This window comes from Urbifossiella limnaea, assembly GCF_007747215.1.
In the GTDB taxonomy this organism is placed as follows: Bacteria; Planctomycetota; Planctomycetia; order Gemmatales; family Gemmataceae; genus Urbifossiella; species Urbifossiella limnaea.
Genome location: NZ_CP036273.1, coordinates 3,287,498 through 3,307,095, shown reverse-complemented (window position 1 = coordinate 3,307,095; position 19,598 = coordinate 3,287,498). Strand labels below are relative to the sequence as shown.

Sequence of the window (19,598 nt, the reverse complement as noted above, 5' to 3'; positions counted from 1 at the left end):
ATGCCCGCCGCCCCGGCCATCCCCACTCCGCAAGTGTCGGACGCCGCACTGTTGGAGCGGTCGGCCGGCGGCGACGCGTCTGCGCTGGACGAGTTGTTCCGCCGCTACCGGATGGTGGCGTACCGGGTGACGTTCAGGCTGCTCGGTAACGAGGCAGACGCCCTCGACGCAGTGCAGGACGCGTTCGTAAAGGTACTGTCGAACCTGGACCGGTTTCGTGGCCACAGCACGTTCAAGACGTGGCTGTTGCGGATCGCGAGCAACGCGGCCCTGGACATGGGCCGCCGCCGCAAGCGCGACGGGTGGAACGACAGGCCGCCGGTGCCGGCCACACCCGAGAGCGCGGGGCCGGACGGCCGCCCGCCACCGGACCACGGTCTGCAACGGGCCGAACTGCGGCGCCTGATCGACACGGCCCTCGCGGCCCTGCCGGCGGCCCAGCGCCAGACGTTCGTCTTGCACGTGGACGGCGAGCTCTCCTACCGTGAAGTCGCCGACGTGCTCGGGATTTCGATCGGCACCGTGATGAGCCGGCTGTTCTACGCCCGACAGAAACTCCAGAAGCTGCTGGCCGACCGCGTACTCCCATGACTCCCGCACCCGACCCTGCCGACCTCCCCGGCCCCTGGCCGGACGTTCTCGCCGCCTACGCCGACGGCGAGTTGGACGACCGCGCCCGCGCCGCCGTCGAGCGCTGGGTCACGGCGAACCCCGCGGCGGAGCCGTGCGTTGACGCTCAGCGGCGACTGTCGCCCGAGAACTGGCGGCTTTGGTGTCAGGCGTCGCCGCCAAGGCCGAGCGATGAAGCCTGGGACTCGACCCGAGACGGAATCGCGGCGCGGCTCACCCTCGCCCGGCTGTCGGAACCGGTGGGTGTGCCGTGGGAGCGGCGGCTCGCGCGGGCGGTCGCTGTCGCCGCTTACGCCCTGACGGCGTGCGTCGTCCTGTTCGCCGGCTTCGGCTACCTGCTGTTCCCCCGCCTGCCCCAGCAGGTGGCCGAGCGCGTCGCCCGTGCAGACGACCCGCTCGCCGGCATCCCCGTGCTGCTGATCGCCGCCGATACCGAAGTCGACGTTCACCGCGTGGACGGCGCCGGGGCCGGCGGCTGGCTGCCGGTCGGCGGGATGCCGCTGGCCGGTCCGCTGACACTGGCGACCTCGGACGACGTGGAGCTTGAGGAAGCCGAGGAGCACCCGGCGTGGCCGATGGGCGGCCCGCGGATGACGCGCAACCCGACCGACGCCCCGCTGCTGTTCCCCGGCGCGACCCGTTAACCCGAATGGAGCCTGCGATGCTCGCCGTGGCCGGGCTGTTCGTGGCGGTGTGTGCGCCGCGGGAGTGCCAGCCGGCGCCGGACCAGCCGGTGCGCATCACCGTCGTCACGGTGCTGGCCACCCGCGCGAATAAGAGCGTGGACGAGCGGCTCGTCGAACTGGCGAAGGAAGTGCAGAAGCGCGACGCGGCGCTGACTGGCTTCAAGCTCCACGCCTCGGAAGCGAAGTCCGTGGCCCCCGGCGACAGCGTCCGCTTCGATCTCGTGGACGGCAAGAAGCTCGAGGTGAAGGTGGAGCGGCCGCGCGACGAGAACGGCCGGGTGGCGCTGAAGATCCGCCCGCCGGGGCTCGGCGAGGTGACGTACACCTGCACCTGCGACCGCTTCTTCCCCGTAGTGACTCCGCACCGCACCCGCGACGGCGAGACGCTGATCGTGGCCGTGATGGCCCGGCCGTGCATGTTGAAGAAGTAGCCACCCTTCACGGCGCCAGCCGGTCCCGCACCCACCCGTCACCGCCGCGCGTGAAGCGGATGCGATCGTGCAGCCGACTCCGCCGCCCCTGCCAGAACTCGATGACCCGCGGCAGCACCCGGTAGCCCCCCCAGTGCGGCGGCCGTGGCACGTTTCCGTCGGGGTAGCGAGCCGTCAACTCGGCGTGCTGCTGCTCCAGCACCTCACGGCCGGCGATCACCACGCTCTGCGGCGACGCCCACGCCCCGAGCCGACTGCCGAGGGGGCGGACCGTGTAGTACTCGTCCGACTCCGCCGCGCTCACCACTTCGACCGTACCCTCGACACGCACCTGCCGCTCGACCGCCTGCCACAGGAAGACGAGCGCGGCACGCGGGTTAACCTCGAGCTCGCGGCCCTTGCGGCTATCGTAGTTCGTGAAGAAGGTGAAGCCGCGCTCGTCGAGGCCCTTCAGCAACACGGCCCGCGCGGACGGCCAACCGTCGGGCGTTGTGGTGGCGAGTGTGAAAGCGTTCGGGTCCGGCAGACCGGCGGCGATGGCCTGATCGAGCCAGCGGCGGAAGAGCGCGAACGGGTCGCGACCGGCGTCGTCCTCCGAGAGGCCGCCGGCGCTGTACTCCTGCCGCAGGTCCGCGAGTGACGCCATGCTTCCTCTCCGTGCCGGGCGGGCTTCGCCGCGCCCCTCTACTGTGCTATCACGGAACGACCCCCGGGGGAAGCGATGGCGGCCGAGCAGGCGTTGGCACTCGTGGTCCGCGGCACCGACTGGAGCGAGACCAGCCGGATCACGACGCTGTTCACCCGCGAGTTCGGCAAGCTGCGCGGCCTGGCGAAGGGCGGCCGTCGGCTCAAGAGTAGCTTCGACTGTTCGTTCGACCTGCTGACCGTGTGCCGCGTCGTGTTCCTGCGGAAGGCCCAGGGCGGGCTCGACCTGCTCACCGAGGCGCGGATGGAGGAGCAGTTCCCCGCCCTGCGCGAGAACCTGGCGGCGCTCAACGCCGGGTACTACGTCGCCGAGTTGCTGTCCGACGGGACGCAGGACTACGACCCGCACCCCGAGCTGTTCGACGCCGCGCTCGACACGCTGCGGAAGTTGGGCGAACCGGGCGAGTCGCCGGTCGACGCGGTGACGCGATTCGAGCTTGTTTGGCTCAAGGAACTCGGCTATCGCCCGCGGCTCGACGTGTGTACCGGGTGCGGCAAGGCCGTGCCTGGGGGCGTGACGCGGGTGTGGTTCAGCCCGGCCGCCGGCGGAGTGGTCTGCACCCCGTGCAGCCCAAGCCAGCCGGACCGCCGGCCGCTCACCGGCGACGCCCTGCGGGCCATCGCCACGGGGGTCGTGGCCGAGCCGGTGCGGGCGGAAGTGCGGGCGGTGCTCGGGCAGGTGGTCAGCTTCGTGCTCGGCCGCCGGCCGCGGATGCACCGGTTCCTCACCGACCGGTAGCGACCGAACGGAAACGGGGGAGAGGTCATGGCCGACGCTGCCGGGCGGGTGTGCCGCGGGCTCCAGCTCCTCACCGGGGCGCTGGCCGTGGCCCTCGTCGCCCCGGGCTGCCAGGGCTTCACCAAGTTCAAGGAGCGGGTCGCCGAATTCCGCTTCTCCAAGAGCTACGAGGACGCCCGCGCCGAAGAAAAGCTGGCCGAGGCCGAGGGCGAGTTCACCGCCGCCAACTACGCCGACGCCCGTGACAAGTTCAAGCGGCTCGCCGACAACACCGGCAACCCGGCCACGCTCGCCGAGCGCGCCCGCTTCATGCAGGCCGAGTGCGACCGGATGCAGAGCAACTACCCCCGCGCCGTCGACACTTACCACCGCCTGCTGATGGACTTCCCGACCGGTGCCCACCGCCGCGAGGCGTGCGCCCGGATGTTCGAGATTTCCGATTACTGGCTCGACGACTTCCGCGACGAGATCACCACACGCACCGCGGCCGGGGAGAAGGGCGTCATGCGGTGGACGCCGAAGTGGAACAACCCGCTCGACAAGTCGCGGCCGTTCCTGGTGCAGGAGGGGCGGGCGACCGAGGTGCTGGAGAACATCCACACCCACGACGTGACCGGCCCGACCGCCGACACGGCGCTGTTCTGGTGCGGCTACGTCAACTTCGTCCGCGGCAACTTCGACGAGGCCGACCACTTCTTCAGCCAGCTGGTCGAGCTCCACCCGGACAGCCGGTGGCGGCCGCAGGCCATCGCCTACGCCGTGCAGGCGAAGAACAACGCCACCGGCGGCGCCATCTACGACGGCCGCAAGTGCGCGGAGGCGCTCCACCTCGTTCAGATGGCCGAGGCGACGGTGCCCGAGATCACCCAGGACCCGGCCATGGCCGAGCGGATGACCCGGGCCCGCTTCGCCATCCGGTTCCAGCAGGCCGAGAAGGATTTTGAGACGGCCCGGTTCTACGAGCGGACTGGGCACCCCGGCTCGGCCGTGTTCTACTACGAACTCGTCCGCCGTCGCTACGCCGGCACCCGTTACGCCGACCTGGCCACGGAGCGCAAAGAATTCCTGATGCGGACGATCGCCGAGGGCCGCACGCCGCCGGGGACCGATCCCATCCGTGTGCTGCAAGCGAAGTGGGACGAACTGATGGGCCGACCGAACGTGGTGCAGCCCGAGGCTCTACCCACGGACGCGCCGACGGCCGCCCCGACGGCCCCCGTCAGGCAGCCCGCGACGTTGCCCGGCTATAACGCCGCCCCCTGACCCGGCGAGGCCCGCATGACCCGCACGCTCCCCGCCGTCGGCGGGGTCATCGTCCTCGCCGTGGCCGTCGGCTGCCAGGGCGGTGCGCCGACCGTGTTCGGCTACAAGCTCGGTGCCGACGCCCTCTACGACTGCAACATCCACACGGTGTACGTCCCGACATTTACGAACCGGGCGTTCCAGACTGGGCCGTACCGCGGGCTCGAACTCGATCTGCAGCGTGCCGTGGTCCGTGAAATCGGCCGGCGGACGCGGTTCAAAGTGGTTTCCGACCCGGAGCGGGCGGACACCGAGTTGCAGGCCAACGTCGTGGGCATCGACAAGTCGGTGCTGAATCGTAATCTTCAGAACTTGATCCGCGAAGCCGACCTGGTGCTCAGCGTGGACGTGCTGTGGCGAGACCTGCGGAGCGGGGAGATTCTCTCCGCGCCGAAGCGCGGGCGGCAGCCGGGGCCGGCGGGCGTGCCGGTGATTCCGGGCGACGCGCCACCGGTGTTCGACCCGACCAATCCCACCCCGCCGCCCCCGGAGGTGGTGCAGTTTGCCCCTCCGACGCGGCTGGTAGCGACGGGCCGCGAGCTGCCCGAGTTGGGCGAATCGAGCACGACGGCCGAGCAGCGGGCCGTGAACGCGATGGCGATTCAGATCGTGTCGATGATGGAAAAGCCGTGGTGACGGAACTGGATTTCACAGCCGGCGGCGTAGCACCGCCGCCGCCGATACCCAGCCCTCTCACTCCCCCAGCGGCCGGTCCCACTCCTGGATTTGCTTCTTCAGATCCGCGAAGTCGAGCGGCAGAGGCACCGTGTCGGCCGCGTCCGCGGCGTCCGGGTCGCGCGACTGGCGCAACGCGTCCTCGAGCCGCCGCACCCACACCGGCACCTCCAGCCCCACGCCGCTGACCGTGTCCCGCAACGGCGACATCGCCACGAGCAGCCGCACGAACGCCGGGCCGTCCTCGGCCTCGCCGGCCCTCGCCGCCTCGGCCGCGGGGCCGACCTGAGCCGCCGCGCGGTCGATCTCTAGTGGCAGGAGGAACCGCTCCTCGAGCCGGTCGCGCACGGTCCGCAACCGGACCGCGTAGCGCGTCTCGCGCTTGCCCAGTTCCTCGAGCAGTTCCTCGGCGAGCTTCTGCGTGCGGCCCTGGATCGTCTCGCGCCAGCGGGCCGCGAGCACGTCCTGGCCGCGGCGGCACAGCACCTCGTGGGCCAGCGCGAACGGCCGCATCCGCCACGCGGCGCGGTCGTACTTCACCTTCAGCCGCAGGAAGTCCAGGAGGATGTGGATGTTCTCCCCGTAGTCGCTCTGCGTCGTCGTGGTGTTGTAGTCGCGGTACTCGTCGTAGTGCTCGACCAGCGCCTGCAGCACCAACTCCGCCGCGCGCGCCGTCCGTGGCTTGTCGAGCTTCCCCTCTTCCCAGTCGTCCACGAGCCGTGGGCGGCGGTCGGGGTCGGCGAACTCGGCCTCGTGGTCGAGCCACGGCCCCACGCCGCGGGCCAGGATGCCGCGCATGTTCGACAGGCCCAGGAACGGAACCGTGAACAGGTCGCTGCCGTACCGCGCGACGAACCCGCGGACCGCCTCCCAGTCGGCCTCGTCGGTCACGGCTTCCAGCACCGAGAGCCGCAGCGACTGGCTGTGCTCGACCCACAGCTTCTGGAACTCGTCGGCGATGCGGAACAGCATCGCGGCGAGCGGGCCGTCCGGGGCGCCGTCCTTGCCCCACGCCGGGGCCGACGCCAACAGGGTGTCGACGACGCCGACCAGGGCGGTGCGGAACAACTGGTCGAAGCTACTGACCCGGCGGCCGGTCGGCGGGCTGTTCCACTCCATCGTGCGGCCCAGCTTCGTGAGGTGGAACGTCTCGCGGAGTAGGCCGAGCCGGGGCAGCCGCGTCAGCAGGTCCTCGAGGGCGTGCAGCGCGGTCTGCGCCCGGAGCACCGGGGCGGGTTGGCCCCCGTCCGACGGCGGGCAGTACAGGAGCGGCTCGCCGCGGAAACGGGCGACGAACGCCGGCAACAGCCGCCGCACCTGAGCCGCGTCTCGCGTCGCCACGGCGCGCTCGACCGGGATCAGCAGGGGTTCCCAGTCCGGCGGTGCGGCGGGGTCGTCGGCCGCCTCGGGAGTGGCCCCGCCGGGAGCGGGCAGCTCACCACCCGCGGCGAGTACGGCGGACAGCGCCAGTGCCGCTCGCCCCGCTTCGACACAAGTCGCGACGCCGAGATCGAGCAGGTGTCCCTTCAGGGCGCGGCGGCGGTCGAATTCGATCATCCCCTCGTGCCCGCCGATCGGCTCGGGGACGGCGATCTCGCGCACCCGATCCAGGAATCGCGCGAACGCCGCCCGGCTGCGTCGAGCCGAGCCGAGCCAGCCGGCGAGCGTGTCGTGGGCGGCCGGGTCGCCGCGGCCCCACACTTCCGGGCGGGCCGCGACGCGCCAGAGCCGTGCGACCATGTGGAAGAATTTGAGCCGGGTTTCCAGGTCATTCGCCTCGCCCTCCAGCGGGAAGTCACCGACCGACTGCGGGGCGCCGTCCGCGACCGAACCCTCCTCGCCGTCGTCGGCCGAGTCCTGAAACGTCATCCCCTCGTAGGCCGACGCGAACGTGTCGTCGTCCTCATCGTCCTCGTCATTCTCATCGTGAGGGGCCACGACACCCGGCAGCCACTCATCGGCGGGCGTGAACTTGTCCTCCGCGTTCACCTCCAACAGCTCGAAGAAGCGGCGCACGAGCGCGGCGCGCTCGGCCGGCGGAAAGGTAGTCGTTCCAACGACGCCGGTCAGCCACCTCTCGGCCAAGTCGTCGAACGACGCGGACGGGTCTTCGAGCGGCACCGCGTCACTCTCGGACAGCCACGTCATGAGGAGGCCCATGCCGGCCTTCCACTCCTCGTGGCGGAGCAGTGCGGCAATCACCTGCGCGAACGCGGCGGGGCTCGTGAAGCCGTCGCGGTGCTGACGCCAGAAGGCCAGGTCGTTCCCGCCCGGGTCGCGCCTCGACCACGCCGCCAGGGCCGCGGCGACGTGCCCGGCGGCGTCGGCGCGTTCGCCGCCGTGGATGCGCGGCAGGTCGGTCACGGTGCAGGTGGCGAATCGGTCCCACCACTCGGCCAGGGCGCGCATCGCCCGGTCGAGCCGGTTGTGGATCGTGGAGTCGCCGGCGACCGCGGCCGCGCTGACGGCCTTCGCGTACAGGTCGAACTGCCGACCGACGGTGTGGATCAGTTCCTCCGCGCGCGGGTCGCGGACGGTATCCTCGCGGCCGGGGAAGATCGGGAACAGCCCCTGGTAGCCGAGCACGTTCCACGGGTCGAGTACGGCCCCACAGTCGATGCCGCGGCGCAGCAGGTCTTCGACCTCGCCGAGCAGCCGGGCCGCTTCATCGAGTTCGCCGCGGTCGGTCGCGAAGTCGGCTTCCGTCTGCCGGACGCGGACCTCGGTCCCGACGCGGACCGCGGGCGCGGCAATCTTCTTCGCCTGCTCCCGGGCCGCGAACGGGTAGCCCATCGCGCCGAACAACTGCGCGAGTCGACGGTCTTGGAGGTGGGCCGCGCGCTGGGTGGCGATGGCCTGGTTGAGGTACTGCCGGACCCCGGCGAACGGCTGCTTCCGCGTCTCCGCCTCCTCGCGAAGTCGGTCGCCGTGTGCGCCCGGGAGGTTGGCGAGCAGTTTCTTGTAGAACCCGTCGCGGTAGCGGGCGATGCGCGGCACGAGCTTCGATAACGTGACTGTGGAGTCGTAGGTAGTCGGCCCGGAGCCACTGACGCCGGCGCCCATCAGGATCGTTCCGGCGAGTACGGCCGACGCCTCGAACAGCCGCTCGCCGCGGTCACCGACAGCCACGCCAGCCGGCGGGTGAACCCACGTCAAGAGCGTGTCAAGGGTCATCTGACGTAGCACGAACCGCCGGTAGAACCCTTTCGCGTCGATGGTGTGCGGGTCCCACTCACCGAACAGCACGTTCGGCCGCTTGTTGATTGGATGGAAGTGGTCGTGGGCGCGCGGGTCGAAGGCGAGCTCGTCCATCCGTTCGGGGTCGAAGCAGGCCTCGTCCAGTAGCTCGGGCGCGGTCTGCGCCAGAAGTTCGAGAGCCGGCCGAAGTAGGTCGGCGTAGCGCCCCGGAGCAACGCCCGCGCCCTTGAGGTAGAGCGGGATCGGGCGCACCTTCTCGTGCGGGTAGAAGTCCGTGTTCGGGCGCGTCTCCAGGACGGCTATCGGCCGGTAGCCGACGAAGTCGTTCAGCGCGCGGACGGCACCTGCGACGTCCCACGGCGCCCCGTGTCGCAGGATGGCCTCGAAGCCGCGGGCCAGGAAAAACGGCGTGAACAGCTCCGCGTCCGGCTGGTGGGCGAGCAGGTCGGCGTGGTGGTCGCGGTACGCCTGCGGCAGGAGCACCGCCGCGGCGAGAACGCCGGAGGCCTGCGCGGTGTCGCGGAACGCGGCGGCGCCGGACGCGGCCAGGTCGCCAAGTGTTCGGCCGAGCCAGTCGAGGAGCGTGAGCCACGGCGCGGCGTCGCCGTGCTCGTGCAGCAGCGCGTAACCGTCCGCGAGCCCCTTCTGGAAGCGGGGGTCGGGGCGGCCGTCGGAGAAGTTGAGGTAGCCGAGGAGCTTGGCCGGGTCGGTCCGGCGGGCCAGCTCGGGGTAGATGCCGTCCATCCGCGGGTCGGTCCTTTCGCCCGGGGGTCAACCCCGTTCCCTGATAGCATAAAACACCCGCGTCGATTCCCCAAGCCCGGCGGCCCCCGATGCCCGACCCGTTGCGCCTCGTCTGCTTCGTCAGCGGCGGCGGCACTACCTTGCAAAACCTACTGGATCGCTGCGCGGACGGCTCACTCCCCGCCCGAGTGGTCGGCGTGGTATCGAGTCGGTCGGACGCGTTCGGGGTCGAGCGGGCGAGGCGGGCCGGCGTGCCGGCGACGGTGGCGGCACGCGGGCCGGGGTTCGCCGAGCGCGTGTGGGACGCCGCCCGCGGCTTCGCCCCCGAGCTAGTATGCTTCGCCGGCTGGCTCCACCTCCTGCCGATCCCACCCGACTACCGCGGCCGCGTGCTGAACATCCACCCCTCGCTGCTACCGGCGTTCGGCGGCCACGGCATGTACGGCCGGCACGTCCACGAGGCAGTGCTGGCCTACGGCGCGAAGGTGAGCGGCTGCACCGTCCATTTCGCCGACGACACTTACGACACCGGCCCCGTGCTGGTACAGAAGTGCGTGCCGGTGCTGGGCGAGGACACGCCAGACTCGCTCGCCGCGCGGGTGTCCGCGGCCGAGTGCGAGGCTTACCCCGAGGCGGTGCGGCTGATCGCCAACCGCCTGGTGCGGGTCGAGGGGAGGCGCGTGATCGTCTCGGGCCAGGGGACTGCTGCAAAGGGATGAAAGGGGATCAGAAGAACAGGCCGATGATGCTGAAGTAGATGATGATGCCGAGCACGTCCGACAGCGTGGCGATGAGCGGCCCGGACATCAGTGCCGGGTCCCACCCGATCGACTTGATTCCGAGCGGCAGCATAGCGCCGACGAGCGCGCCGGTCAGGCAGATGCCCATGACGGAAAACGTCACCACCCACACCAGGCTCCAGAACCCGTCGTCGGGCACCTTCACCAGCACGTCCGTGGGCGTGAACCAGTACGTTCGCGCGACCGAAAGGACGCCGAGCGCCGCGGCGAGGGCGAGAGCCATGAGCAGTTCCCGGCGGAACACCCGCAGCCAGTCCCGCGCCCGAATCTGTTCGAGCGCCAGCGCACGGGTTACGAGCGTCGAGGCCTGCGAGCCGGCGTTCCCGCCCACCGACAGGCACAGCGGGATGAACACGATCAGGAACGCCAGCCCGCGGCCGTCGGGCCGCCCCGCCCCGCCGTCGAGCTTTCCCTCGTAATGGGCCATCACGTTGATCGTGACCATCTGCATGAGGAATAGAAACACCAGCCACACGGCCCGGCTCAGCCACACCTGCCGGAACGACGCCTCCAGGTAGGTCCCCTCGATACGGCCGACGCCGGCCTGTCGTTGCAAGTCCTCCGTCGCCTCGGCCTGGACGACGTCGAGCACGTCGTCGTGGGTGACGATGCCGAGGAGGCCGAACCGGTCGTCCACGACCGGCACGGCGATGAGGTCGTACCGCGCGAACAGCTTCGCCACCGCCTCCCGGTCCTCGTCGTACCGCAAGGCCTCGACCTCGCTCTCCATCAGGTCTCGGATCAGGGCGTGCCGCGGGGCGAGGATCAGGTCGCGCAGCGACACCACGCCGAGGAGCCGCCGCGGGGCGAGCGTGCCGTCGGGCTTCCGGGCCGCCTCGTCGAGGACGTACACGTAGTAGATCGTCTCGCGGTCGGGGGCTTGCTGGCGGAGTTGGTCGATGGCCTCGGCCGCGGTCAGGGTGCCGGGGAGCCAGGCGTAGTCGGTCGTCATCATCGCGCCGACGGTGTCCGCGCCGTACTGGCCGAGGGTGGCGATGTCGCGGCGGTCGGCCTCGTCCACCAGCCGGAGCAGCTTCTCGTGAACGTCCTCCGGGAGGCGGCGGACGAGATCGACGCGGTCGTCGTGGGACATCTTGCCGAGCAGCTGGCCGACCTGCGGGCGGGCCTTCTCGATCATCTCGACCTGCCGGGCCGGCGGCAGGTACTCGAACACCGACGCCTGGGTGCGGATGTCGGCGTGGCTGATCGCCTCCCACACCTGCTCGGGGGTGAAGTCGTCGTCCAGCGCCTCGGCGACGGTGGCCGGATGGAGCGACTCGCAAAACTCGCGCAGCCCGGCGTCGCTCCGCTCCTGGAGCATCATCCGGACTTCGGGGGTGAACAGCGGGTGCGGCATCGGCCCCTCCTAGTGGAGGTTGTAAGCCTACTGGTGTGTTGTGGGACGTGACGGGGAACCCGTGAAGGGGTGCGGGGGTGGGAGGGCGACGGGGTGACACCCGGGTGTCACCCCGTCGCCCTCCCACCCCCGCGCGGCTCAGCGGGGCGGCTGGATCGTTGCCCCTGCACTCTCGGTGACGCGGTAGTCGCCGGTCGCCCGGTCGTAAACGATCCGCCGCGCGATGTTGCCGCTGCCGTTGAACCGGTGGGTGATACGCGCCAGGGCGTTGCCGGCCGCCGACAGCGTGACGTACCGGCCGTCCGAATTCACCACCTCGCCCCAGCCGTCGTACTCGTCGGACCGAATGAAGACGTTCCCGTAAGCATCCATCCGCTGGGCCGCGGGCTGCCCCTCCGGGCGGTGGGTGGACACCACCAGCCGCTCGGCGCACCGAAGCGTGACGGTGCCGACCGGCGGGTTCGCCGGTGCGATCGCGGCGCCGGGCTCGGACGCGGGGGCGTGGACGACCTCGATCGGCGCGCTTCCGTTCTGTTCCGTGAAGAACTCCGCCTCCTGGTACAGCCGGCCCTTGTCCTTGGCCACCATGCGGCCGGCGAACTTCACCACGGTGAGCTTCATCTCACCCTCGGCCGGCGCGGGGCGGACGGGGGGTGTCATCGGTTGGGTGGAGGGCTGCGCCCGAGAGACGTTCTTCTCGCCGTACTGCCAGATGCGGACCTCGCCGGGACCGGTGGCGAGTAGCTGCTGATACGGTTCCTGGCCGGGGGCGTCCGCAGTCTTGGCCGTCATTTCCAGCGAAGCGGAGCGGAGGAATTGCCACTTCGTGAGCCGGCCGGTGGGGTCGCGCTGCACCTCGGTGTAATGCACTTCGTGGGCGTCGCGTGGTTCGTCGGGGGCGTCACCCGGGGCGTTGTAGCAGTACACGCGATCGATCTTCGCGTCGCCGCGCGGGCCGGGGGTGGCCCCCGCCGGGCGGGCCGGGTTGAACACCACCGGCTTGTCGAAGAACACCTGCATGGTGTGGCACACCACCGACGCTTCACCCTGAATCGTCCGCACCCGGCCGATGAACTCCGCCGTCTTCAGCGCCCCCTCGAACCGCATTTCGTCGCGCCAGTGGATCACGATGGGCGGCGCGGGCGGCGCGTCCTTCTTGCCGGCGGCCACGGGGGCTTTCTGCGGCTCGCTGCCGGCGAGCGTACTCCCCACGGGCATCGCCAGCGACCCACCCCCCTCGACGGACAGTCGGTTTCGCAGTTGGTCGATCACGACCTTCGGGCCGACCACGGACATCCCTTCGTGGTGCACCTGCCCCGGACGGCCGGTTTCGCCGGTCACGGTCATCACGGCGCCGTCCGGCGTCTGGTCGAGGTGCAGACTCGTGCCGTAGATGTCGATGCCACGGGGCTGCTTGCCCGGGTCGGTCGGGTCCTGGTGGACGAGCGGCGCGTCCTGGCCGCGAACCTTATCGCTCCCCTCACAGCTGACGTGCTTCAGCTGATACTTCGTACCGCCGGTCGGCGTCCGCGACACCGGGTCGGACGGCGAGAGGCCGGGCATCTTCGTGCCGGGCCGGTCCAGCCCCTCGAAGTCGTTCTTGAAGGCGACCCGCTCGACGGTTGTGTTGATGAGTCGGGCGCGGATGCGGATTGGCGGTTTCGGCCGCGGCTCCTCTTTCGGCTGTGGTGCGGACGCGACCGCGGGGGCTGGAGTCGGCGAATTCGGTTGCGCCGTGACGGGCTGTGCCGGAGCCGCGGGAGTTGGCGCCGCGGGCCGCACGGTTGGGGTGTTCACGCCCTCCGTGAATACCACATTGAGGTGGTCGGCCCGCTCGATGTCGTAGTCCGTCGAGTGGCTCGACACGTCGCCGAGCGCCTGCACCTGGTGCGGCAGCGGTTGGCCGCCGCCCTGGCCCGCAGCCGGGTCGAGCCACAGTTTCAGCACGTTCCCTTTCAGCCAAAAATCAGCCTTGCGATCGTCGAACGACGCGGCGCCAGTGAACGTGAGGAGGTCCAGTTCGCGGTTCTGGGCGGTCTCGCGCGTGTGCGACATCGACTGCGCCCACGCCGCCTCAACCGACTGCGTGCCGCTGTTCGGGTCGAACAGCTTCATCGTGCCGGCGCCCTCGATCAGTGCCGCCGTGGACTTTTTCGCGCCTGTCGTAGTGCTGGTCATCGTGAGCGTCGCGGGGCGGCCGGCGGCGCCGGCGGTCAGCACGCTCTCGCCGGCTTCCTTCTTGTCGGCCCGCGCCTCGTTACCGCGGATCGCCGTCAGAGGCGCGCCGGTCAGCACCGACTTGTTGGACGTCTCGTCGTGGACCAACTTCGTGCCAAAGGCGTTGAGCCGGTCCGCGTCGGACGACACCATGACGAGTCGGCCCGGGGTGTACGTCCACGCCCGCAGCTCCTTGAACGACGGCCCCGCCCCGGCCGCCTTCGGCTCGGGCGCCTTACCGCCGGTCGGCGGGCCGTTGAACTCGATCTCGAGCACCTGGCTGAACAACCGCTGGGTCCCGCCCCGCGGCGGCAGCTTGTGGACCTGCACGTAATCCTGCACCCCCGCCTCGGCCGCGGGCACCACGTCGAACCGGCCGACGTTCTTCTCCGCGTCGTAAGCGAATGGGCCGAGCGTCTCGATCTGCAACAGCGCGCGGTCGAGCCGGCGGACGGACTGGACGGCCGCGAACAGCCCGCCGACGACCGCGGCCGCGGCCGGCGGTTCCTCGACGACGCTGAGCGGACTCGTCGCCCCTCCGGGGCTCGCCATCACGGACTGCCGCGCGTCCACCCACAGGTTCAGCAGCACCTTCTCGCCGAGTTCCAGGCGGCGGACGCCGGAGAAGCCGGCCGAGCCCTTCTTGACCGCGACGAGCTTCGCGTCCTTGTCTTCGAGAAACACCTTGAGGCCGACGGCCGTCACCGTCGGCGGCGGGAAGCGGCGGCCGGAGAGGATGTCGGGCACGACTCCGGCGTCCTGCAAATCCTTGGCCCGCGTGGTCGCCGTCGGCGGCGCCGGGGCGCCGTAGGCCCGCGGCAGGTTCTGCTTATCGACCACCTCGATCGCCGCGTCGGTCCACACGTCCGGGCCGGCGGCCTTGCGGTCCGCGTTCTTCGGGTCGCGGTAGAACACGGGGCCGGGCGTCCGCACCACCAGCGACCGGTTCGGGTCGGAGGTGCGCTGGTTGTTGGTGATGTGGACGAGGCCGCGCCGCTTGTCCGCGGTCGTCGCCTCGGGGTCGCTGACGAGTTCGAGCCGCAGCACCTTCGCCTTGACCATGTCGGCCAGGCCCGTCACGACCCGGTCGAACTCCAGCACGGCCTTGTCGGCGTGGAACGTGCTGACCTCGGACACCTCGCCCGGCGCCCGCAGGTGCGGCGGCTTCGGCTTCCCGAACACGGCGACGCTGAACGGGCTGAGCGTGACCGACTTGCCGTCCGGGTTCGGCACCCGCCCGGTGGCCACGACGACCCACGAGTCGCCGCTCTTGAACGTGAACTGGTTTGCGTAGGTGGTGGTGTTCTCCTCCTCACAGCCGGGGCCGAACGCCTCGCGGAGGAGTTGCACCGTCGGCAGCACCGGCCGCTCGGGCGGCCGGAACGTACCGTCGGAACGGGCCAGCGCCTTGGCCGGGAGTTGTGGCAGGCCGTCGATCCAGCCGAGGGCGCCGGCGTACGCCCCGTACACCGCGGCGAACAGCGCGGTACCGGCGAGAAGGAGCAGAACCCGCCGCGGCGTCCACACGATCGCTTGCCCCCGTCAGCGGAACGACGCGACAACCCGCTGCCACTCGCCGGTCAGCGTCATCAGCCACTCGATCGCTTCGCGGACCGCCCCGGCCCCGCCCGGCGCCGCGGTCACGTAATCGGCCGCGGAACGAACCTCGGGTGCCGCGTCGGCTACCGCCACGGCCAATCCGGCTCGCAACAGCACGGGAAGGTCCGGCAGGTCGTCGCCGATCGCACACACATCGTCGGCCGACACGCCGACCTCGGCCAGCACTCGCTCGAACGCCGGCACCTTGTCCGCTTGCGCCTGCAGCACCGGCGCGATCCCCAACTCAGCCGCGCGGCGGGTCACGGCCGCGGAACTTCTGCCCGACACAATCGCAGCCCGCTTACCGGCGTCGCGCCAGAACTTCAACCCCGAGCCGTCGCGGACGTGGAACCGCTTCACCTCGGTGCCGTCGTCGGAGTACACGATGCGGCCGTCTGTCAGCACGCCGTCCACGTCGAGGAGCAGCAGCCGGATTCGGGCGGCACGGGCGGCGAGGTCGGGCATCAGTGCCGGGGGAGAGTGGTGCATCCTACGCGCTGCGGCGGTCGGCGAGGCGGAGCGGCGGGCGAGTTTCCGCCGGAACGGACGGCGGCGCGAGCCCGATCAGGTCGGTGATGTCGATCATGCCGACGGGCCGGCCGTCGTCGTCCACGACCGGCAGCTCGCTGAACTTCCGCGCCCGCAGGATGTCGAGCGCCTCCCCGACCCGTGCGCCGACGCCGGTCACGACCGGCGCCCGCGTCATGACCCGTTCGACCGGCTCGTCCATCGAGCCGTCGCGGCGGGCCTCGAACAGCCGGGCCAGGTCGCTGTCGGTGAACAGTCCGGCGAGTCGGCCGGCGTCGTCGACGAGCATCACGGCACCGGTGCGGCGGCCCTCGTGATGCACCCGCGCGAACACCTCGCGGACGGTCGCCGCGGCGGGGGCGATGCGGAGTTCGCGGCCGGTCCGCATCACGTCGGACACGGTGGCAAGCCGGCGGCCGAGGCTGCCGGCCGGGTGGTATCGGGCGAAGTCCTCGGCCGTGAAGCGGCGTTCTTGGAGGAGCGTGAACGCGACCGCGTCGCCGAGTGCGAGCATGACGGTCGTGCTGGAACTCGGGGCAAGCGCCAGCGGGCACGCCTCCTGGACGGGGCCGTACACCACCGCAATGTCGGCACACCGGGCCAGGGTGCCGGCTGGGTTGCCGGTGACGCCGACGAGCGCGGAGGCGAGTTTGCGGAGCGGCCCGATCAGACGGACGATCTCGTCCGACTCACCGCTGTGGGAGAGGAGCAGCGCTGCGTCGTCGGCGTGAACCATGCCCAGGTCGCCGTGAACGGCGCGGGTGGCGTCGAGGGTGTAGGCGCGGGTGCCGGTCGAGTTGAGCGTGCCGGCGATCTTCGCCCCCACGTCGGCCGACTTGCCGACGCCCACGACGGCGACTCGGCCGCGGCAGTGGAGGAGCGCTTCGACGGCGGCGAGGAACGACGCCCCGAGCCGGTCGGCGACGCCGGCGACGGCCGCGGCCTCGGCGCGCAGCACGTCCCGGGCGAACGCGAGGCGGTCGGCGGGCGGGGTCGGCATGGCACGTCCCTGTGCCGGGTGGGGCCGACCGGTATACCCCGCGGCGGCGGCGGACGCAACCTCAGGGTTTCGCCGCCGCCGCCCGCTCGGCCGCGGAGAACGCCCGCATCGCGTTCCCGCCTAGGACCTTGTGGATCGCCTCCCGGCTGTACCCGCGCGTCAGCATCTCTTGCGTGATGAACGGGTAGCACGACACGTCGTGCATTTGGTGCGGCAACCGCGGCACGCCGTCGAAGTCGGAGCCGAGCCCGACGTGGTCGATCCCCGCGTGCTTCACGACGTGGTCGATGTGGTCCACGATCGTGCCGACGGTCCCGGCCGGGTAGTCGTTCTCCTTCGACCACGCCTTCATCGCCTCCTGGAAGGCGTCCTCGTCGGGGAACTTCTTGCGGAACTCGCGAGCGACCTCGAACATCCGCCGGGTGGCGCGGGCGCCCTCCGGTACCAAGAACCCGGAGTAGAAATTGATCATCACCACTCCGCCGTTCTGCTTCACGAGCGGCAGCACGTCGTCGGGCACGTTCCGCGGGTGGTCGGCGACGCCGCGGGCCGACGAGTGCGAGAAGATGACTGGCGCCCGCGTCACCTTCAGCGCGGCCTTCATCGTCTCCGGCGACACGTGCGACAGGTCCACGAGCATCCCAAGGCGGTTCATCTCGCGGACGACCTCTTCGCCGAACGGGCTGAGGCCGTTGGCCTTCGGGGCGTCGGAGCAGCTGTCGGCCCAGTCGAGCGACTCGGAGTGAGTGAGTGTCATGTAGCGAACGCCGAGGCGATAGTAGTCGCGGAGGACGCCCAGCGAGTTGTCGATGGAGTGACCGCCTTCCACGCCGATGAGCGAGGCGATCTTGCCGGCCTTGCGGATGCGGGCGATGTCGGCGGTGCCGTAAGCCATCTCGAACGCCTCGGGGTGCCGCGCGCACAGCTGGTGGACGATGTCGATCTGCTCGAGCGTGGTGCGGACCGCGACGCCCTTCTTGACCGTGTCCGTGGGCACGTAGGCCGACCAGAACTGCACGCCGACGTTACCCTTCTTCAACCGCTCGATGTCGGTGTGGAAGCGCGGCTGCGGCACGCCGATGTTGATCGACCGGAATGCGGGGCCGTCCTTCTGCCGTAGCTCCCACGGCAAGTCGTTGTGGCCGTCCACGAGGAGGGCGTCACGGTGGACGGCGAGCGCTTCCGGCGTGACGACAATATCTTTGGGGGTGGCCTTCGGCGCCGGTTGGGCGGGGGCGACCCCGGCGGCGAGCGCGAGGAGCAGGAAGGCGAGGCGCATGGCGGTGTCTCGGCGGCGGGGAGGCACGGTGAGAATACCGCCCCGGTGGCCGGCGGGCACGTCCATTCCCAACCACACTCGCACGGCGATTCTTGTTTCCGGCCGGGGTGGGTCGATTCGCGGCAACATGTCACCGACTCATAAAAAAGTTTGTTCCGACGAGTCGAAGTGCCCAACTGTGCCGGAACCATGATCGACATCAAGGGATTCGTCGGGTTCCCGCGCGGGACGCGACCTGCCGGCCCGTGGGAGGCGACCTTGCCGACCGCGGAAGTTGTGAGTAAGATGCCGGCGTTGAGTCAGAACCGCTGGGGATTGGTGTAACGGTAGCACGACTGACTCTGACTCAGTTAGTCTAGGTTCGAATCCTAGATCCCCAACTCGGTGGGATGAGGCCCGCGGCGAGGCGACTCGCGGCGGGCCTCTCACTTTTCCACTTCCCGAACCCCGCACCCGGCCGGCCGCTCTCTTCCGTCACAACCGGAGGCCGCCGTGCGCACCCTCGCCAGCATCCAGACTGTCAACGCCGTCGAACCCATCCCGGGGGCAGAGGCCATCGAGCGCGTCCGCGTCCTGGGCTGGTGGGTCGTCGGCAAGACGGGCGAGTACCGGCCCGGCGACCGCGTCGTCTACTGCGAGATCGACTCGCTCCTGCCCGAGCGGCCGGAGTTCGAGTTCCTCCGCGCCGGCAGCTTCAAGCCGGCCCTCACCGACCCGGTCACCGGCGAGGTCACGCCGGCCGGGTTCCGCATCAAAACCGTCCGCCTCCGCGGCCAGGTGTCGCAGGGCATCTGCTTCCCGTTGGCGATCTTGCCGGCCGACGCCCCGACCGCCGAGGGGGCCGACGTGACGGCCGCGCTCGGGGTGCGGAAGTGGGAGCCGCCGGCGCCGGCCGGGTTCGCGGGCCGGGTCAAGGGGCCGTTCCCCGGCTTCCTGTCGAAGACGGACGAGACGCGCGTGCAGTTGCTGGAAGCCGTGCTGGAGCGGCACCGCGGGCGGACGTTTGTCGTCACCGAGAAGCTCGACGGGACCTCGTTCACCGCCTTCCTCCGCGACGGCGAGTTCGGCGCGTGTAGCCGCAACCTGTGGCTCGACGAGACGGACGAGTCGAACGGCCTGGTGCGCGTGGCGCGGGCGCTGAACCTGGAGGAGAAACTGCGCGAGGCCCGCGACCGTCTCGGGGCGGACGTGGCCGTGCAGGCCGAGGTGATCGGTCCCGGCGTGCAGGGGAACAAGTACGGGCTGAACGACATCGGCCTGCGCGTCTTCAGCGTCCTCGACCTGGGCGCCGGCCGGTGGGTGGATCACGCCGCGGCGGCGGACGTGCTCGCCGCGGTCGGCCTCCCGCCGGTGCCGCAGCTCGGCACGCTCGTGCTCGACCACACGGTCGACCAGCTCGTCGCGTTCGCGGAAGGGACGAGCGCGCTGAACCCGAGGGTACAGCGCGAGGGGGTGGTGTTGCGGCCGCCGGCCGAGGAGTACGACCCGGACCTGGGCGGGCGGCTGAGCTTCAAGGTGATCAACCCGAAGTTCTTGCTGAAGTTTGACGAGTGACACCACGCCGGCCGGGAGCCGCGGAGCTCCCGGCCGGTGTTAACGGATGTGAACAGGCTTCCGCGCGCGAACCCCACGACTGACCGGAATTCCGACGCTTTTTCTTGCACGTCACCCGATCCTGCTCTAGCTTCGCGGCCCGCGGCCTGCTTAT

At 70.7% G+C, this 19,598-nt stretch carries 15 protein-coding genes and 1 tRNA gene; 9 read left to right on the top strand and 7 right to left on the bottom strand.

All coding sequences use genetic code 11. From position 1 onward, the window contains the following. From ETAA1_RS13520 to ETAA1_RS13510, 3 genes are read left to right on the top strand one after another with little or no spacing between them, the layout of a single operon-like run. Entirely contained in the window at positions 1–591 is a 591-nt protein-coding gene (locus ETAA1_RS13520; RefSeq protein WP_145238955.1) for an RNA polymerase sigma factor, read from the top strand. Beyond that, positions 588–1,274 (top strand): anti-sigma factor, encoded by a 687-nt coding sequence (locus ETAA1_RS13515; protein ID WP_145238952.1) that lies wholly within the window; start codon positions 588–590, stop codon positions 1,272–1,274. Before ETAA1_RS13520 ends, ETAA1_RS13515 begins: the two co-directional genes overlap by 4 nt. A gap of 17 nt (positions 1,275–1,291) precedes the next feature. After that, on the top strand, positions 1,292–1,747 hold the full coding sequence (locus ETAA1_RS13510) for a hypothetical protein (RefSeq protein WP_145238949.1): 456 nt from the start codon (positions 1,292–1,294) through the stop codon (positions 1,745–1,747). A gap of 7 nt (positions 1,748–1,754) precedes the next feature. On the opposite strand, the gene pdxH is transcribed toward ETAA1_RS13510, so the two are convergent. Beyond that, on the bottom strand, positions 1,755–2,393 hold the full coding sequence (gene pdxH, locus ETAA1_RS13505) for a pyridoxamine 5'-phosphate oxidase (protein WP_145238946.1): 639 nt from the start codon (positions 2,391–2,393) through the stop codon (positions 1,755–1,757). Positions 2,394–2,468: 75 nt separating this feature from the next. On the opposite strand from pdxH, the gene recO reads away from it, so the two are divergent. Genes recO through lptE form a run of 3 tightly spaced genes read left to right on the top strand, consistent with a single transcriptional unit; the run spans position 2,469 to position 5,129 of the window. Further along, positions 2,469–3,191: a DNA repair protein RecO gene (gene recO, locus ETAA1_RS13500; protein WP_145238943.1), complete on the top strand. Its 723-nt coding sequence runs from the start codon at positions 2,469–2,471 to the stop codon at positions 3,189–3,191. A 27-nt stretch (positions 3,192–3,218) separates the two neighbouring features. Continuing rightward, a complete protein-coding gene (locus tag ETAA1_RS13495) occupies positions 3,219–4,454 on the top strand; it encodes a tetratricopeptide repeat protein (protein WP_145238941.1) in 1,236 nt (411 codons plus the stop codon). Between the two features lie 15 nt (positions 4,455–4,469). Further along, positions 4,470–5,129 (top strand): LPS assembly lipoprotein LptE, encoded by a 660-nt coding sequence (gene lptE, locus ETAA1_RS13490; RefSeq protein ID WP_145238938.1) that lies wholly within the window; start codon positions 4,470–4,472, stop codon positions 5,127–5,129. Positions 5,130–5,186: 57 nt separating this feature from the next. Here the strand turns inward: lptE and ETAA1_RS13485 are convergent, their stop codons facing one another. Next, entirely contained in the window at positions 5,187–9,110 is a 3,924-nt protein-coding gene (locus tag ETAA1_RS13485; RefSeq protein WP_145238935.1) for a hypothetical protein, read from the bottom strand. 89 nt (positions 9,111–9,199) lie between these two features. Here ETAA1_RS13485 and purN point away from each other — a divergent pair, with 89 nt between their 5' ends. Then, the gene (gene purN, locus ETAA1_RS13480; protein ID WP_145238932.1) at positions 9,200–9,829 is read left to right on the top strand and encodes a phosphoribosylglycinamide formyltransferase; all 630 of its coding nucleotides are present in this window, start codon (positions 9,200–9,202) and stop codon (positions 9,827–9,829) included. Between the two features lie 7 nt (positions 9,830–9,836). On the opposite strand, the gene mgtE is transcribed toward purN, so the two are convergent. The 5 genes from mgtE to ETAA1_RS13455 all read right to left on the bottom strand — a co-directional run bounded on the left by mgtE (position 9,837) and on the right by ETAA1_RS13455 (position 17,890). After that, complete coding sequence (mgtE, locus tag ETAA1_RS13475; protein WP_145238929.1) at positions 9,837–11,267, bottom strand: magnesium transporter; 1,431 nt, start codon at positions 11,265–11,267, stop codon at positions 9,837–9,839. A gap of 138 nt (positions 11,268–11,405) precedes the next feature. Continuing rightward, positions 11,406–15,011 (bottom strand): hypothetical protein, encoded by a 3,606-nt coding sequence (locus tag ETAA1_RS13470; protein ID WP_145238926.1) that lies wholly within the window; start codon positions 15,009–15,011, stop codon positions 11,406–11,408. 15 nt (positions 15,012–15,026) lie between these two features. After that, on the bottom strand, positions 15,027–15,572 hold the full coding sequence (locus ETAA1_RS13465; RefSeq protein WP_145238923.1) for a KdsC family phosphatase: 546 nt from the start codon (positions 15,570–15,572) through the stop codon (positions 15,027–15,029). Between the two features lies 1 nt (position 15,573). Beyond that, complete coding sequence (locus tag ETAA1_RS13460; protein ID WP_145238920.1) at positions 15,574–16,611, bottom strand: KpsF/GutQ family sugar-phosphate isomerase; 1,038 nt, start codon at positions 16,609–16,611, stop codon at positions 15,574–15,576. A 61-nt stretch (positions 16,612–16,672) separates the two neighbouring features. Continuing rightward, positions 16,673–17,890: a dipeptidase gene (locus ETAA1_RS13455; protein ID WP_145238917.1), complete on the bottom strand. Its 1,218-nt coding sequence runs from the start codon at positions 17,888–17,890 to the stop codon at positions 16,673–16,675. 309 nt (positions 17,891–18,199) lie between these two features. Here ETAA1_RS13455 and ETAA1_RS13450 point away from each other — a divergent pair. Both ETAA1_RS13450 and ETAA1_RS13445 read left to right on the top strand, forming a co-directional pair. Next, positions 18,200–18,270: transfer RNA gene (locus tag ETAA1_RS13450), tRNA-Gln, on the top strand. 112 nt (positions 18,271–18,382) lie between these two features. Then, entirely contained in the window at positions 18,383–19,444 is a 1,062-nt protein-coding gene (locus tag ETAA1_RS13445) for an RNA ligase (ATP) (RefSeq protein WP_145238913.1), read from the top strand. Positions 19,445–19,598 lie beyond the last annotated feature (154 nt).

Bases quoted from the DNA above. Each gene is read 5' to 3' on its own strand.
- ETAA1_RS13520 (WP_145238955.1), top strand. From the start codon at position 1: ATGCCCGCCGCCCCGGCCATCCCCACTCCGCAAGTGTCGGACGCCGCA.
- ETAA1_RS13515 (WP_145238952.1), top strand. From the start codon at position 588: ATGACTCCCGCACCCGACCCTGCCGACCTCCCCGGCCCCTGGCCGGAC.
- ETAA1_RS13510 (WP_145238949.1), top strand. From the start codon at position 1,292: ATGCTCGCCGTGGCCGGGCTGTTCGTGGCGGTGTGTGCGCCGCGGGAG.
- pdxH (WP_145238946.1), bottom strand. From the start codon at position 2,393: ATGGCGTCACTCGCGGACCTGCGGCAGGAGTACAGCGCCGGCGGCCTC.
- recO (WP_145238943.1), top strand. From the start codon at position 2,469: ATGGCGGCCGAGCAGGCGTTGGCACTCGTGGTCCGCGGCACCGACTGG.
- ETAA1_RS13495 (WP_145238941.1), top strand. From the start codon at position 3,219: ATGGCCGACGCTGCCGGGCGGGTGTGCCGCGGGCTCCAGCTCCTCACC.
- lptE (WP_145238938.1), top strand. From the start codon at position 4,470: ATGACCCGCACGCTCCCCGCCGTCGGCGGGGTCATCGTCCTCGCCGTG.
- ETAA1_RS13485 (WP_145238935.1), bottom strand. From the start codon at position 9,110: ATGGACGGCATCTACCCCGAGCTGGCCCGCCGGACCGACCCGGCCAAG.
- purN (WP_145238932.1), top strand. From the start codon at position 9,200: ATGCCCGACCCGTTGCGCCTCGTCTGCTTCGTCAGCGGCGGCGGCACT.
- mgtE (WP_145238929.1), bottom strand. From the start codon at position 11,267: ATGCCGCACCCGCTGTTCACCCCCGAAGTCCGGATGATGCTCCAGGAG.
- ETAA1_RS13465 (WP_145238923.1), bottom strand. From the start codon at position 15,572: ATGCACCACTCTCCCCCGGCACTGATGCCCGACCTCGCCGCCCGTGCC.
- ETAA1_RS13460 (WP_145238920.1), bottom strand. From the start codon at position 16,611: ATGCCGACCCCGCCCGCCGACCGCCTCGCGTTCGCCCGGGACGTGCTG.
- ETAA1_RS13455 (WP_145238917.1), bottom strand. From the start codon at position 17,890: ATGCGCCTCGCCTTCCTGCTCCTCGCGCTCGCCGCCGGGGTCGCCCCC.